Genomic DNA, 16,678 nt, shown 5'->3' on the forward strand with positions numbered 1-16,678 from the left:
ACGAGTGTATGTTAAAGTGATACATTGAGATTGAACAGAAACGTGGCGCTCGGTGGCAAATTGGTATAGGAGCCGGTAACCTGGTAATCAGGATCGATACCGTCTTTATTGGCACGCCAAATTAAACCTAAGTTGGTTGCCGAAGCACCTACAGTTACCGCCTTTATAAACTGCGCATGGCCTATTAACGACTGGGGCAAGCGATAGTTAAGCGATATCTGCTGCAAACGGATGTTGCCTGCATCTTTCAGGTTAACATCCGCACCCAAAAAGCGTGAGGTACTGTTGAAGCTGTTACCTACCAGTCCCGGCACATCGGTGGTAGCTTCATCGCCCGGTTTGCGCCACCGGGTATCCAGCCTTGCGCTGTTAACAATCAGGCCACTGTAACTTGTACCTGCTGGATACGAGCTGGTATTGATATCGGTCCGCAGAAATTTATATCCCAAAGCATAAGTTGCCCTTACAATAAGGCTGAGATCATGATAACGGAAAGTGTTGGTCCAGCCACCAAAATAAGGAGGTGTTGTACGGCCACCATAAACCAAATCGGCATTGGTTACAGATCGCGACCCGCTGCTTTTCAGTATAGTGCCATCTGCACCGTAAATTTGGGAATGGCCTTGGTTATCCAAACCGGCCCAGCGGTAAACAAAAATATTATCACTTGGGTATCCTGCTATAAATTGAGTTGAACCGCCTGATGTTGTGGTAGATGTTAAACGCTGGTCGGTGATAAGATTTGTAGCGTACGAAAAATTGAATGACGATGTCCAGTTATAATTTTTTGCACTTATAGGCTGTCCAGTGATGATAAACTCGTATCCATGTCCTTTTGCATTGCCCGCGTTATATTGTAAGCTTGAAAAACCATAGGTAGAATTATAAGGCAGGTTGACGAGAAGATTATAATTTTGCTTTTGATAGATATCTGCAGATAAACTTAACCTGCTGTTAAAAAACTCTGCATCTAAACCTTCGTTAATAGTACGGGCTGTTTCCCAGGTTAAGCGACTGTTGGCAGGTATCGTGATAGTTGCTGTGGGCTGTGTTGTGTATGGGTCGTTAGAGCCTACGTTTATGGTTTGGTATGATGTGCCGGTATTAGGTATATTTCCACCTGTACCGATGCTAACACGCAGGTTAAGCCCATCTATCCATCTTGCCTGTTTTAGGAAGTTTTCCTGGTGAATGTTCCATCTTAAGCCAGCCGAGTAAAGCGGTATAGCACGCAGCCTACGATCAAGGCCCTGGTTAGTGAAATCTTCAAAACGTGCACTGCCGCTCACAAAATACTTGCCCTGATAAGAGTATGTTGCTAATCCGAAGTATGACAGGTTACGTTTCGTATCCTTAAAAATAGTGCCATCCGAGTAGCCCAGCGTTGTGGTATAGCCATAAATGGTGGTATAAGGTGTTGTAGGATTAACCACAGAAGAGTTAGAAAGATCCTCGTTATAGCCATACCTGGTTTGAGTGCCGCCTGTATACTGTGTTTGGCGAATCTCCGAACCGCCAAGGAAATCAATATGGTGCTGGTTAAAATTTTTATTAATATTTAACTGGCCGCGTACGCTGTAATCATCGTTAGTGCTATTGCTGGTTTGGTACACACCTCCAACCGGCACGCCATAAACTAATGTTTTGGCGCTGTTGATCGAAGTACCCGTATTAAGAAGATTACGTGTAGCAAAACTGTTTTGATTTTGCAAATAGCTTTGATTAGTCAGGTTACGCTGGTATTGACCAGACACCGTTAAATACATCCAATTGGTGATATTGCCTTTTATGGCTGAGTTTAGCCTTATAGCGTTTTTAGCCGTTATGGTATTATTGTAGTTCAATTCGTCAATGGCGCTGTATCCCCATGGCATATAGCCAAGGCGGCTTAAACTATCGGCCACGTGCTGGGTAAATACAATTGGTTTACTAATGGAATTACCTTGGCCATCTGCAAGCATTTCGTAGGGCGCGTAGCCGAACTGCCCGGTACTTAATGCAGCCAGCGCCGCATTATTAACCTGGCTTTTGGTATACTGGTAATTAATACCGGTGTTAACCGTAATGCGCTTATCAAAAAACTCATTACTAAGGTTGGATGTAAGCGAGTAGGTTTCGCCGTAATTGCTGCGGTAAATAGGCACATCCCTGTTATAATTAGCTGCAATGTAATAGGTATTGTTAGTACCACCGCCAGATAACGACAGGCTATGCTGTTGGGTTGTAGCATTTTGCAGCATATACTTACGCAATTGATCGCGGTTTGAGCGGTTTGAGAGCACGTTAAGTGCCGAATCGCGTTGGGTGGCAGTTGCTGAGCCTCTTTTAACGCGAAACATCCACTCCTGCGCTTCGCTTACAGCTCCATATCTCCAGTTGCCGGTTGGGTCGGTAAAAAAACCGTTGTTAAACATTTCCTGCTCCAGGTTAATATACTGGCTGTTGGTCATGGCTTTAACGTTAGAGAAGTTGCCCGGGGCGGCGGTGCTGAAGGTGGTACTGTAATTGATGCTTGGCGCATTACGTTTACCCTTTTTGGTGGTAATCACAATCACGCCATTAGCTGCCTGAGCTCCCCATATAGAAGAAGCTGCGGCATCCTTTAAAACGGCTATGCTCTCTATATCGTTTGGGTTGATGTTATCAAGTATAGCATTGCCAGACGTACCTGGTTGATTGGCATTTTTAGGGTTACCATCTATAATATTAGTGGAGATGCTAACCAAACTTCCGTTAATTGCCGGGAAACCATCAATTACGATTAACGGCGGAGAGTTTTTCCCGGATATACTATTAATGCTTCGTATTTGGATGGTATTATTACGCACATCAAAGCGAACACCCGGTATTTTACCATCAAGGCGTTCCAACAGGTTTACGTTTGGCGTACTTTCAATATCCTTATCTGTTATTACACTGTATGAACCGGTGGTGCTGCCTTTCCTGATCTGCTGGTAACCTGTTGAAATGACTACATCTTCAAGTTTCTGTACTTTGACGGATAGCTTGACCACCATAGTGGCAGACAAAGTTTTTTCAACCGTTTCATAACCTATATTGGTAAAAACCATACTGCCATTATCAGGCACATTGGCAAAAAAGAAAGTACCATTCTCGTTGGTAAAAACCCTTCTGTTGGTGCCTTTTAGCGTAACTGTAACGTAAGGAATAGGTTGGCCGGTTTCGGCATCTAATAACTTACCGTTTACATCGATATTGGAAAAAACTGCCTTTATTTTTTCAAATAAGGTTTGTTCCTTCTTTTTTACTACAACCGTTTTATTAACAATGGTGTAGGTAAGCGCTTGCGGACTAAGCACATTGTTAAGCACATCTTCGAGCGGTGCATTTTTAAAAGCCGCGTTAATTTTCAGCTCGTCGTTCACTTTACCTTCCTGCCAAAAAACATTAAAGCCGGTTTGCTTTCTTATTTCGGTAAAAAGCTGCTTCAACGTAGCATCCTTTTTATTAAAGGTTATTTTTTGGGCCACACTGGCCGCGCTAACCTGCAGCAAAAAAGTGGTAATTAAAAGTATAGTTAGCTTCATGATACGAACTATGGGATTATTAAAGCAGGCGGAATGCCTGGATCGGATCAGATCCTTAAATTTCATTACATTTGTATTTAGTGGTTAAGTTGATATGTATGGATACGTCTCTTCGGAACACTATTTTAAACCGAGGATGTTCGCTGCATTCCCGGTTTTTTTGTAGTTGTTCACCTTAAGTAAAAGTTTACTTCATGGCCGTTAGCCTCCTTCCTTCAATTTTAAAGTGAACAGAACCGGTAGACTCCAAAACCTGCAACAATTGCGACACGTTTTTAAAACGCGATATGGAACCGCCAAAACGCTGGCTTTTCAATTCGGCATCATCAAACACAATCTGCAAGTCATACCACCGCGCAACCTGGCGCATAATTTCGCCGAGAGTTTGGCTGTTAAATAAAAACAAACCGTTCTTCCAGGCAATGGCTTCTTCGGTATCAGCTTCCTTAACTTCCAGCTTATTATTTTCCAGTACAGACTGTTCGCCCGGTTTAAGCATCATAAACGCCAGGCTTGTGGCTGGCGTTACTTTTACACTACCTTCTAAAAGGGTAGTTTTAACAGTAGGCTCCTCGCTATAAGCATTAATATTGAAATGGGTGCCCAATACTTCAACAACCTGTTTAGCTGTTTTCACCTTAAAAGGCATCGTCTTATTTTTTGCTACTTCAAAATATGCTTCGCCCGTTAAAGTAACCTGGCGCTCCTGGCCCGAAAATTTAACCGGGTACTTTAAAGATGATCCGGCGTTAAGCCATACACGGGTGCCGTCGGGCAGGCTTAGTTGATACTGGCCCCCGTACGGAACCTCCAGATTATTGTAAAGCGCGGCCTCTTTATCACCAGGTATATCGCCGGTGGCCTTGTATTCCAATTGGCCACTGGCATTTTTTAAAATGGTTACGCCGTACTGGTTCGTTATCTTACCGGCTTTGGCATCGGTTAAACTAATTTTACTGCCATTAGCCAGGGTTAATATCGCCTTGTTTTTGCCGGGAGCTATATCGTTTTTAGCGGTAAATACGCCCTGTTGATTTTGAGATTGAAAAAAGAGATATGCCGCGGCTGATAAGGCTATCAAAAGGACAGCGGCAGCGTACCGGTACCAAGGTTTGATGGACCGAAGCTTAACACTTTTCTCTTTAAATTCTTTCGAGTTTATTAAGCGCTGGTAAAAAATATCCCGGTCTGCTTCCGTGTGATAATCTGTATCAACGGCATCGTTCCATATCCCGTTCATAGCGGTAAATATTTCATCGTCGTTCCCCGCTACATTTAATATAACAGTTAATTCTTCGTATTCTTTTCTGCTGATACTTCCATCCGCAAATACCCGAAATAAATATGTTATACGTTCGTATCTGTTATCAGCCATAGTTACATTCCCTTTACCTTGGGTTTATAATAGCATTACACAGCAAAACGAACAAAGGACTAGTTAACCGGAAGAAAAATTTTATTTTTTTATAAAAACCGCGGAAATAAGAATAAAATAATTCAAATCGGAGTGATTAAAATGCGATCTCAAGGTTTTTAGCGCCGCAACCAGGTGATTTTTAACCGTATTTCTGGACAGATTTAACTTAACAGCTATTTCATCGTAATTTAAATGTTCATATCTGCTCAATTTAAAGACCAATTGCTGCTGCGCGGGCAGAGCTTCTATCGCGGCATCAGTAAAGCGCTGTAAATCGTTCAGCAAAACCGATTGTTCGGTATCATGGCTTACTTTTTCAATAATTGCCCAAAGTTCGTCAACCGCTTTTTGAGAACTTGCTATCTGCCTCAGGGCATTGAGCGTTAACCGCCTGGTAATGGTGTAAAGATATGGCCCTATCGGCAGCTCAACATTTAATTTATCGCGGTTTGCCCATACGCTCATAAAGGTATCATTAACAATTTCTTCTGCCTGCCCCTTATCCTTAAGCATTTTGTAGGAAAACGCGTATAGCCGCTTAAAAAAAAGATCAAAAACTGTACGGAAAGCAGTTTCGTCACCGGCTTTCAACGCAACCAATATTTCTCGATCAGGGGATACGTTTAACATCTTATTTATTAAACCTTGCTGATTAATGTTGAAAACGAATAACCAGCAAACTTACGGCAACAGTTGTGATAGCTAAAGTACGTGTTAATTTTGAGTTAATATCAAGTTTTTTAATACTTAATGTTGAATTTAAAAACCTTACCTGCACGGTACCCGGCTTCTTAACAGCTGCCGATGTTTTACCGCTTTTGGTATTGATCATGCCATTTAAAAAAATCACTCCTATCTGCCGCAAAATCATATCAACAAATTCCTTTTTCACATTCGCACACCTGCTGCATATCCGCACATTTATAATTCCATTTTCACATTCACACACCTACATATTCGCACATTATAATTCCATTTTCACATTTGCACACCTACATATTCGCACATCATAATTCCATTTTCACATTTGCCCATCTGCATATCCGCACATTATAACGCCATTCACACATCTGCATATTCGCACATCATAATTCCATTTTCACATTTGCCCATCTGCATATTCGCACATTATATAAGTATATTTGCACCCGCAATACGCAAGCACAACAAAACAGAATGATTCAACTGCTTACTCCCACCCACTGGAAAGATTACGAACTGATTGACTGTGGTGATTTTGAAAAACTGGAACGCTTTGGCAACCTGATACTGATACGCCCGGAACCACAGGCCGTGTGGAACAAGGGTTTATCAGAAACCGAATGGCAAAAACAACATCATATTAAATTCAAGGGCCGTTCTGCCACTTCGGGCGAATGGGTTAAAAAGAATAATAACCTGCCCGACCGCTGGAACATTGAGTACCAAAACGATGATGTAAAGATCAACCTGCGTATGGCGCTTACCTCGTTTAAGCATGTGGGCATGTTCCCCGAGCAGGCCGTTAACTGGGATTATATCTCCAAACATGTAAAGCAATTTAAAACCGATCAGCCTAAAGTACTTAATCTTTTTGCCTATACAGGTGGGGCGTCGCTAATTGCCAAAGCCGCCGGTGCCGATACCACGCACGTGGATTCGATTAAGCAAGTTGTTACCTGGGGAAACGAAAACATGGAACTATCGGGCCTGAGCAACATCCGCTGGGTAGTTGAGGATGCCCTGAAGTTTGTAAAGCGTGAAGTAAAACGCGGAAAAACTTATAACGGCATCATACTGGACCCACCAGCCTACGGCCACGGCCCCAATGGCGAAAAATGGAAGCTGGAAGACAGCTTGAACGAAATGATGCACGATGTGGTGAAGCTACTCGACCCGGAAGAGCACTTCTTAATATTGAATACCTACTCGCTTGGCTTTTCGTCGGTAATCGTACAAAACCTGATCCAGAGCGCCTATCCTCAAGTGCAAAACCTGGAAATTGGCGAGCTGTATTTACAGGCAACCGCAGGCTCCAAATTACCTTTAGGCGTTTTCGGGAAATTTTTTAAACACAAATCTTAATCATTTAACTTGTATTTAAACTACTCAAAGTTTAATTTAGCCTGAATGGCGATTCAACTAATAAATATCCGCATGCTTTTTTGCAAGGCTTTAAATACGTTTTTGTGAACGGCAAAATCACTGTTGAAAATTTTAAACACGATGGTAACAGGAATGGTGCTATATTGCACGGGCCTGGCCATTGTATATCTAAAAAAAAATGAAATTAAAAACCATCCTACCTGTATTCGCGCTTTCGGCCTTTACAGTTGTTTTTACCAATTGTGGTGGAAACACAAAATCGGCGGCGACAACCAAAACCACAACGGCTGCCAGCACGGCGAAGCCAGAAGTATCTGCCGCGGCAGATACCGGCAAAGTAGTTTATCCGCCGCTTAACAAAGCCGACTACGATGCTAAAATGACCTACATCGCCCATGGCGATACCACAGGCAAATGGCCGGTAAAAAACACCCCTTACCCGCTTGATGGCGCCATACTTCCATTTAAAAGGGTAGTTGCGTTTTACGGTAACCTATATGCCAAAAAGATGGGTATTTTAGGCGAGATACCACCTAAAGAAATGTTGGCCAAACTACAAGGCGAATGCAAACACTGGGCAAAGGCAGATCCTAAAACCCCGGTTCAGCCAGCTTTGCATTATATTGCCGTAGTAGCCCAGGGTGATGCCGGTAAAGATGGTAAATACCGTTACCGCATGCCTTTTAAACAAATTGACAGCGTGCTGGTATTGGCAAAAAAGATAAACGCTATTGTATTTTTAGATGTGCAGGTAGCTTTGAGCAACATACATGCCGAGTTGCCTTTATTTGAAAAGTACCTGGCCATGCCACAAGTACACTTTGGGATGGACCCGGAATTTTCGATGAAGGATGGAAGCAAACCCGGCAAAAGAATTGGTACTTATGATGCCGAAGATATTAATTACGTATCGGGCTTCTTAACCAGCATGGTAAAAAAATATCACCTTCCTCCAAAAATCCTGGTGGTTCACCGTTTTACTAAAAAAATGGTTACTAACTACAAGAGCATTAAATTACATCCCGAAGTACAATTGGTAATGGACATGGACGGATGGGGCGAACCTGATTTAAAGTTAGGTACCTGGCGCTATTTTGTTTACGGCGAACCTGTACAGTTTACCGGCTTTAAGTTGTTTTACAAAAACGACATTAAAAAAGCGCCTCACCACATGATGACACCTGAAGAGGTTTTAAAATTAAAACCGAATCCGAATTACATTCAGTATCAGTAAGTAGTTTACTGAAGTTTTGAGGCGTTAAGCGAATGCTTTAAGCAGCAACACACAACCTTCACCAAGCGTCATTGCGAGGTACGAAGCAATCTCTACACAGGCAAAGCGGCCATGCAATTCCGCCCTGTATAGCATAGAGATTGCTTCGTCGTTCGTCCTCGCAATGACGCTTTTTTTATTTTCAACTTACTGATTACCAAAACAGAAACAACTTTCACCAAGCGATTATGGATTAACCGATCCGGCCAACTGGAAAAAAACGGGGATGACATTCGAAACCTGTAAGCTGTTTTGCGCAAAAAGAAAAGTGCGCAGAGGCCAGACTGCACGCCGGGCCGGGAGTTTGCCTGTGGGCGGAAGGATCGGGCAGTCTTGACTTTTTTGGTTCTTTTTGTGTCAAGACAAAAAGAACAAAGCCCTTCCCTCGGCGTTTGAGCGGGCCGATGTTTTAAGTTAAGAATACCGATTATTAGAGCAAAATATACGTTCTGATAATCAATAACTTAAAAAGAAATCATTATAACTTACCAACCAATCTCTACTTAGGCAGAGCGAACTCGCAGAGCCGCTCTGTATAGCATAAAGATTGCTTCGTCCTACCTCCTCGCAATGACGTTTTTTTTTCAATTAACTGATTACCACAGCATAAATAACCTCCACCAAGCGTCATTGCCTCGTCGCCCCCCCTTTTTTCTTTTATTACTATCAACAGAACCAATAACCGCAAATCTTTTCATCATCCCACCCAACACAAAATTCCTTTTTACACACAAACAACATTCTTTTTTATAAACTTGCGGTATAATTCTATGTTCCCTATAAGGGAGATAGGAAATTACGGCAAAATGGATCAGGAATTTTACAAGCATATTTTTAATAAGCAGCAATTTATTGAGGCTGTGCCCTCTAACAAACAAATGTCAGACTGGGCGCTGCAAATTATCAGCTTGCTTTATCCTGAACATTCAAGACAGGCCTATACCACCGTTAAACAACTGGAGGCTGAATTTGCAAAATTAGAGCAGGAACTTTGCGAAATTTTAGATGCCACCCAAGCCTGTCGCGATTGCGATAATGATAAGGTGGCGCATTCATTTTTTGAGCAGATCCCCGAATTGTACCGTCTGCTTAATACAGATATCCAGGCCATTTTTAAAGGAGACCCGGCCGCGCAAAGCGAATTTGAAGTGGTGCGCGCTTATCCCGGCTTTTATGCCATTTGCTTTTACAGGCTGGCGCATTGCCTTTACCAGCTAAAAGTGCCCCTGCTGCCCCGCATATTAACGGAGCATGCGCATTCAACAACCGGCATTGATATTCACCCGGCAGCTGTTATCGGGGAATATTTCCATATCGACCACGGTACCGGCATCGTTATTGGCGAAAGCTGTGTTATAGGTAAAGATGTTAAGCTTTACCAGGGTGTTACCTTAGGCGCCTTAAGTGTAAGCAAGGATATGGCCTTTACCAAGCGCCACCCTACGGTTGAAGATAATGTGGTGATCTATTCCGGCGCTACTATTTTAGGCGGCGAAACCGTTATTGGCCGGGATAGTATTATAGGGGGCAATGTATGGCTCACCAAAAGTGTGCCCGCTGGCTCAAGGGTATATCATAAACCCGATATCCAGGTATTAAAACGCGAACTTTAAAACGACATAACATGGCAGGCATTATAGATCTGGTAGGTAATACGCCAATGGTTGAGATCAGCAAACTGAACCCCAACCCCAATGTAAAAATATACGCCAAACTGGAAGGTAATAACCCGGGTGGCAGCGTAAAAGATCGCGCCGCGCTGAATATGATCCGCAGTGGAATAGAACGCGGCGAGATCAAACCCGGTATGAAACTGATTGAAGCTACCAGCGGCAACACCGGCATAGCCTTAGCCATGATAGCCCGCCTGTTTGACCTGGAAATTGAATTGGTAATGCCCGATAACTCCACCCGTGAGCGCACGCTCACTATGGAAGCTTTTGGAGCCAAGGTTACCCTGTTGGATGGCATTGAGCGCTGCCGCGATTATGCGGAAGAAAAAGGTGCCACAGGCGAGTTCTTTTTGCTGAATCAATTTGCCAATTCGGATAATTATATGGCCCACTACAAAACCACCGGCCCCGAAATGTGGCGCGATACCGAAGGCCACATTACTCATTTTGTGAGTGCCATGGGCACCACCGGAACCATTATGGGCTGCTCGCGGTTTTTAAAGGAAAAAAATAACGATATCCAGATTGTAGGTTGCCAACCCATTGAAGGCTCGTCTATTCCCGGCATACGCCGTTGGCCAGAGGCCTATCTGCCTAAAATATTTGACGCTTCGCGGGTTGACCGCGTGATGGATATTTCGGAAGAAGATGCCACACAAATGGCCCGCAAATTAGCCAGAACCGAAGGTGTATTTGCTGGCATGAGCAGCGGTGGCGCGTGCTCTGCGGCTATACAGTTAGCCAGCGAACTGGAATCGGGCATCATCGTGTTCATCGCCTGCGACCGTGGCGACCGGTATTTGAGCAGTACCTTGTTTGGATAAGCAAATTAACAAATCACTTACCGACCGGATATTTCAATGCTGATGATTCACTATTTGTGAGTCGTCAGCATAAATTAAACATTCATCTTACCGTACCGTACAGGCCTTGTGGTGGCCAATTCATTTTAACCGCTAAAGGCATAAATCAGTGGTCAAGCATCTTTACTTACCTGGCTATCTTTGAACATTCGGATAACATAATTTGCTTAGTGCATTTTTTCGTCATAATTCTTATTTTTATTTAAAAGATCGGCAATCATGATACTATTTGCATACGCATCCAACATGTACTTTGAGGATTTTGCCACTCATATTCCGTCGGCAAAAAACCTGGGGGGTAGCCTGTTTACCCGGATACGAATTTGTTTTTAACAAGATCGGCGCTGATGATTCGGCAAAAGCCAATGTAGCCCGTGTTGCCCCCCAAATGCTGCCGTTTGGGGAATACTGATAGAATTAAGTGAAGAGGACCGCTTGAGGGTTTTTAACCCAAACCAGGACTGGGCTGAGCACCTGGAACTTGTTCCGCTGAATTGTACCGGCGCTGATGGTAAAACTTATGAAGCTTATGTTTTTATTTCCAGGCCGCATGCCGTAAGCAATTATTTATTACCTTATGACTGGTACCAGGAAAAGCTGGTCACGTTTGCCCGCTGGCAGCAATTACCGGAAGAATACATTAACCAGTTAAGCCAGATGGAAAGTAAACCGGACCCGGACGAAAAAAGGCGCGCGAGAAGATTAAAGAAGTTTAGAAAATAAATTGAGCAGCATGGCCTATAACGAAACCCTTGCCAACCGCGTTCGCGAAATCATAGCCGATTCGGGAGAAGAACGCGTGGAAGAAAAAAAAATGTTTGGGGGATTGTGTTTCCTGGTGGACGATAAAATTTGTGTGGGTGTTAATAAAGACCGGATGCTGGTACGCCTTAACCCTGCCATCTTTGAAGATGCCCTCGAAAAAGAAGGTGTTGTACCTATGGCCCGCGAAGGCAGGGGCATGAAGGGTTATGTATTTGTGATAGATGAGTTTCTGAGCAGCCCCCAGGAGCTAAATTATTGGGTTAAACTTGCGCTCGAATTTAACCCTTTAGCTAAATCGAGCAAAAAGTAACTAAAGCTTCATTATAAGTAATGGACCCGGACAACGGGCAAAAATACGGATAACTTTTGAACATTGTAGATTGTCAGGTGCAGAAAGAAAGTGCGCAAAGGCCTGACTACACGCCGGGCCGGGTTTGGCTTGCGGGTGGAAGGATCGGGCAGTCTTGATTTTATTCACCTCTTATTTGTTTTTTAAGGTGTTCATGAGCTCCCTACGGTCGGTTTTTGGTTACTTTTTGTATCAAGACAAAAAGTGACAAGCCCCTTCCCGCGGCGATTGAGCGGGACGATGCTCTAAGTTAAGAACACTGATTATCGAAGCAAAATATATACGCTGATAATCAAATATTTAAGAAGACATCATCATAAAGAACAATTCCCAAATATAATTTTCATTTACTGTCGTCTTTTTCAACCAACTCCATACCGCATTTGGGGCAGGTACCAGGTTTGCTGCTCACTACCGCAGGATGCATGGGGCAGGTGTATTGGATACCGTTTACTTTTTTTGCAGACAGGGTATCGGCTTTTGAGACTGGCTGGTTGCTGTTACAGGCTGTAACGAGTATCAACAGGCTCGTTAACATGATGATGATTTTCATGCCGCTAATTTAATTTGTTGTTTCCACAAAACCAGATTTATCGTTCGTGCTTTTTACGATGTATTTGCATTATTGAAAATTACCCACCTTTAAATACAATGCACAAATTCATACCATCGCAAGGCTAAACAATATGATATATAACCTGCAATCAAACTATTTTTTAGTTGAATGGTTAACTAAATGTACCAAACAATCGACCATGAAAAGCGCCAACTCCAAAGACAAACCATCACCGGCAGATACCCCAACCAAACGCCCCGTAGATAACGGGCATAAAAGTGTTGTTAAAAAATCCGACAAAGAATATCACGCCGATGAGCGTAAAAACGACAATGTTGCCCAAAAGCACGAGAACGAAGAGCAACCTGTTAACCCGGTGAAGAAGTAGTTATTGGTTGATGGGTCATTGAGTTATTATGTTACTCAGTTATTGAATCTATTGTAATCACACTATTCCAGTTGCCAGTAACTAACAACCCAATAACGATTAACCCAGTAACCAATAACTCAATAACGATTAACCCAATAACATAATAACTATTAACTCAATAACCCGCAACTAAACCCCTACCTAATTACACAAAGTTTACTATTTTCGCACTTCATTCGGAAAAAAGCGAAATGGATTATCAATTTAAAGACATCGAGAAAAAATGGCAGTCGTTTTGGGCGGCCAATCAAACGTTTAAGGCTGATAGCCAGTCAACCAAACCTAAGTACTATGTTCTTGATATGTTCCCTTACCCCTCAGGGGCAGGTTTACATGTGGGGCATCCGCTTGGTTATATCGCTTCCGATATTTTTGCACGCTACAAACGCTTAAAGGGTTTTAACGTATTGCACCCTATGGGGTACGATTCGTTTGGTTTACCCGCCGAGCAATACGCCATACAAACCGGGCAGCACCCTGCCATTACTACCGAAGATAATATTGCTACCTACCGCCGCCAGCTGGACCAGATCGGTTTCTCGTTCGACTGGAGCCGCGAGGTGCGCACCAGTTCGCCCGACTATTATAAATGGACCCAATGGATTTTTATGCAGTTGTTTAACAGCTGGTATAATAAGGAGGCTGATAAAGCTGAATCAATCGATGTATTGATACAACATTTTGAAACCGCCGGTTCAAAAGGTATCAAAGCGGTAAGCGACGATGATACTGCTACCTTTAGCGCCGACGAATGGAAAGCCATGGGCCACAATGAGCAGCAAACCGAATTGTTAAAATACCGCTTAACCTACCTGCGCGAAAGTACCGTTAACTGGTGCGCCGCCTTGGGTACTGTTTTAGCCAACGATGAGGTGAAGGACGGATTCTCAGAACGCGGAGGCTACCCTGTTGAGCAAAAGAAAATGATGCAGTGGAGCATGCGCATTACTGCTTATGCCGAGCGCCTTTTGCAGGGACTCGACCATATTGACTGGCCCGAGCCCTTAAAAGAGATGCAACGCAACTGGATTGGCAAAAGCGTTGGCGCAATGGTGAAATTCCGCCTCACCCCGGCCCTCTCCAAAGGAGAGGGAGTTGAAAAAACTTCAAAAGAAATAGCCCCAAAAACAAGCAGCTTCGGTTATGAAACTGCTGATAAAAATTTGTGGGAGATATTAAAAGCTAACTCGCGCTCCAATCGCCAAAACTTAACAGAAGCTGAAAATATTCTGTGGCAGTTACTCAGGAACAATCAATCTGGTTACAAAATTAGAAGACAGCACCCTATTGATGGTTATATTGCTGATTTTGTTTGTTTAGGCAAGGGCTTGGTTATCGAAGTTGATGGTGGATACCATATCGAAACTCAAGAACAAGATGAACTTAGGACAAAAGTTTTGAATGATTGGGGATTTGACGTTATTCGTTTTAGCAATAATGAAGTTTTAAGCAATCCGGAAGACGTTGTCAAGGCCATAAAAACTAAGCTTGATAAGCAGGCCGACAGAAAAATTGACGAAAAGCAAGATTCTGAAGTCCTCTCCTTTGGAGAGGATTTAGGTGAGGCTTCTTTTATTGAAGTTTTCACCACCCGTGTGGATACCATTTTTGGTGTTACCCTATTAGTGATAGCCCCTGAGCACGAATTGGTTCAGGCATTGACCACGCCCGAGCATAAGGCCGCAATTGATGCCTGTATAGCACAAACCAAAAAGAAATCGGAACTGGACCGTATGGCAGATACCAAAACCATTTCGGGTGCTTTTACCGGAAGCTACGTGGTTAACCCCTTAAACGGAAACAAGATCCAGATTTGGATAGCCGATTATGTGCTGGCTGGCTACGGTACCGGCGCGGTGATGGCCGTACCTTCAGGAGATCAGCGGGACTACCTGTTTGCGAAGCATTTTAACTTGCCGATCATCCCGATACTGGATTCCCAAAACATTGAAACCGAAGCCGACCCTACCAAGGAAGGTAAATATATTAATTCGGATTTTATCAACGGCCTGGAGTGCAAAGAAGCCACCACTGCCGTTATTGCCAAACTGGAAGAAATAGGCATGGGCAGCGCCAAAATCAATTACCGCCAGCGCGATGCCATTTTTGGTCGCCAGCGTTACTGGGGCGAGCCTGTTCCGGTTTATTTTAAGGATGGCCTGCCGTATCTGATCGAAGAAAGCGAATTGCCTTTGATACTACCCGAAGTTGATAAATACCTGCCCACAGAAAGCGGCGAACCACCTTTGGCAAGAGCCGAGGATTGGAAATACAAACCCAAAGCAGCCCCTGGGGCTGGATTTGCTTACGAGTACGAATTAAGCACAATGCCTGGCTGGGCCGGCTCAAGCTGGTACTGGTACCGCTATATGGACGCGCAAAACCCCAATGAGTTTGCCTCAAAAGAAGCGATTGCCTACTGGAAAGATGTTGATTTGTACATCGGCGGAAGCGAACACGCTACCGGACACTTATTGTATAGCCGCTTTTGGAATAAGTTTTTAAAGGATATTGGTTTGGTGATTGAAGAAGAACCCTTTAAAAAGCTGATTAACCAGGGGATGATACAGGGGCGCAGCAATTTTGTTTACCGCCTGATAGATAATGACGGCCGCGGCACTAATACATTTGTTTCTTTTGGCTTAAAAGATCAGTACAATACATCATCAATCCATGTTGATGTTAATATTGTAGAGAACGATATATTAAATATCGAGAAATTTAAACAATGGCGTCCTGAATTTGAAAATGCAGACTTCATTCTGGAAAATGGTAAATATATCTGTGGTGTTGAAGTTGAGAAAATGTCTAAACGTTATTATAACGTTGTAAATCCCGACGACATTGCAACTCGTTACGGTGCCGATACGCTACGCATGTACGAAATGTTTTTGGGCCCGTTAGAGCAAAGCAAACCCTGGAACACCAACGGTATTGAAGGCGTATTTAAATTCCTGCGTAAATTTTGGCGCTTGTTCCATACCGATTCCTGGGATTTTAAGGTATCAGATGAGGCACCTACTAAAGCGGAGTTAAAATCTTTACACAAAATCATCCGCAAGGTTGAAGAAGATATAGACCGTTTCTCGTTCAATACTTCGGTATCCAGCTTTATGATTGCCGTTAATGAGTTAACCGACCTTAAATGCAACAAGCGCTCTATTTTGCAAGACATGGTGATCATCCTCTCGCCCTATGCGCCGCATATCTGCGAGGAGTTATGGACGTTGCTTGGTAATGCCCCCGGTACTTTATCGTATGCTCCTTACCCTAAATTTAACGCGGCTTATTTAATTGAGAACGAGTTTGCTTATCCAATCTCTATCAACGGAAAAACCCGTATGAATTTAAACGTACCACTTAGTTTGGAAAATACCGAAGTGGAAGCCATGGTATTGGGCAATGCCGATATTCAAAAATACCTGGAGGGTAAAACGCCCAAAAAGGTAATTGTTGTAAAAGGCCGCATTGTCAATATCGTAATCTAAACCGGCAGAGAAACCTTAATCAAAAATGCCTGCAATGCGGGCATTTTTTGTTTATAAATGTTGCCACCGTATAACACTCAGCAAATATTTACGCAAGGGTATTTTATAATATCAATTAAAAGCGCAATAGATTAGCTAAGGCTTACCTCTTGCGCTTTAGCATGGGCTTAAGATTAACATCCTGTTAAAAATACCGGTTCATCAATGCTATTGTGACAATATTTTGTTGAG

General features: G+C 43.2%; 13 protein-coding genes. 8 read left to right on the forward strand and 5 right to left on the reverse strand.

What is annotated here, in order from left to right:
- Positions 1-11: 11 nt before the first annotated feature.
- From MUCPA_RS05345 to MUCPA_RS05360, 4 genes are all read right to left on the reverse strand, one after another.
- Positions 12-3,614, reverse strand: a complete 3,603-nt coding sequence (locus tag MUCPA_RS05345; RefSeq protein WP_008504923.1) for a SusC/RagA family TonB-linked outer membrane protein — start codon at positions 3,612-3,614, stop codon at positions 12-14.
- 121 nt (positions 3,615-3,735) lie between these two features.
- Entirely contained in the window at positions 3,736-4,923 is a 1,188-nt protein-coding gene (locus tag MUCPA_RS05350) for a FecR family protein (protein WP_008504924.1), read from the reverse strand.
- Positions 4,924-5,004: 81 nt separating this feature from the next.
- Positions 5,005-5,595, reverse strand: a complete 591-nt coding sequence (locus MUCPA_RS05355; protein ID WP_008504925.1) for an RNA polymerase sigma factor — start codon at positions 5,593-5,595, stop codon at positions 5,005-5,007.
- 22 nt (positions 5,596-5,617) lie between these two features.
- Positions 5,618-5,797, reverse strand: a complete 180-nt coding sequence (locus MUCPA_RS05360) for a hypothetical protein (protein WP_217220412.1) — start codon at positions 5,795-5,797, stop codon at positions 5,618-5,620.
- Between the two features lie 344 nt (positions 5,798-6,141).
- Between MUCPA_RS05360 and MUCPA_RS05365 the strand changes: the two genes are divergently transcribed.
- The 6 genes from MUCPA_RS05365 to MUCPA_RS05390 all read left to right on the forward strand — a co-directional run bounded on the left by MUCPA_RS05365 (position 6,142) and on the right by MUCPA_RS05390 (position 11,934).
- Positions 6,142-7,029: a class I SAM-dependent methyltransferase gene (locus MUCPA_RS05365; RefSeq protein ID WP_008504927.1), complete on the forward strand. Its 888-nt coding sequence runs from the start codon at positions 6,142-6,144 to the stop codon at positions 7,027-7,029.
- Between the two features lie 199 nt (positions 7,030-7,228).
- A complete protein-coding gene (locus MUCPA_RS05370) occupies positions 7,229-8,284 on the forward strand; it encodes a hypothetical protein (protein ID WP_008504930.1) in 1,056 nt (351 codons plus the stop codon).
- 809 nt (positions 8,285-9,093) lie between these two features.
- Positions 9,094-9,936: a serine O-acetyltransferase EpsC gene (gene epsC / locus MUCPA_RS05375; RefSeq protein WP_008504932.1), complete on the forward strand. Its 843-nt coding sequence runs from the start codon at positions 9,094-9,096 to the stop codon at positions 9,934-9,936.
- Between the two features lie 11 nt (positions 9,937-9,947).
- The gene (gene cysM / locus MUCPA_RS05380; protein WP_008504934.1) at positions 9,948-10,820 is read left to right on the forward strand and encodes a cysteine synthase CysM; all 873 of its coding nucleotides are present in this window, start codon (positions 9,948-9,950) and stop codon (positions 10,818-10,820) included.
- A gap of 474 nt (positions 10,821-11,294) precedes the next feature.
- Positions 11,295-11,582, forward strand: coding sequence for a hypothetical protein (locus MUCPA_RS05385; protein ID WP_040625734.1), 288 nt, complete (start codon positions 11,295-11,297; stop codon positions 11,580-11,582).
- A gap of 10 nt (positions 11,583-11,592) precedes the next feature.
- On the forward strand, positions 11,593-11,934 hold the full coding sequence (locus tag MUCPA_RS05390) for a TfoX/Sxy family protein (protein ID WP_008504935.1): 342 nt from the start codon (positions 11,593-11,595) through the stop codon (positions 11,932-11,934).
- Positions 11,935-12,316: 382 nt separating this feature from the next.
- Here the strand turns inward: MUCPA_RS05390 and MUCPA_RS05395 are convergent, their stop codons facing one another.
- Complete coding sequence (locus MUCPA_RS05395) at positions 12,317-12,526, reverse strand: heavy metal-binding domain-containing protein (RefSeq protein ID WP_008504936.1); 210 nt, start codon at positions 12,524-12,526, stop codon at positions 12,317-12,319.
- Positions 12,527-12,659: 133 nt separating this feature from the next.
- Between MUCPA_RS05395 and MUCPA_RS05400 the strand changes: the two genes are divergently transcribed.
- Both MUCPA_RS05400 and leuS read left to right on the forward strand, forming a co-directional pair.
- On the forward strand, positions 12,660-12,917 hold the full coding sequence (locus MUCPA_RS05400; protein WP_008504937.1) for a hypothetical protein: 258 nt from the start codon (positions 12,660-12,662) through the stop codon (positions 12,915-12,917).
- Between the two features lie 233 nt (positions 12,918-13,150).
- Positions 13,151-16,447 (forward strand): leucine--tRNA ligase, encoded by a 3,297-nt coding sequence (leuS, locus tag MUCPA_RS05405; RefSeq protein ID WP_008504938.1) that lies wholly within the window; start codon positions 13,151-13,153, stop codon positions 16,445-16,447.
- The last annotated feature ends 231 nt before the right edge of the window (positions 16,448-16,678 follow it).

The organism is Mucilaginibacter paludis DSM 18603 (genome assembly GCF_000166195.2).
In the GTDB taxonomy this organism is placed as follows: Bacteria; Bacteroidota; Bacteroidia; order Sphingobacteriales; family Sphingobacteriaceae; genus Mucilaginibacter; species Mucilaginibacter paludis.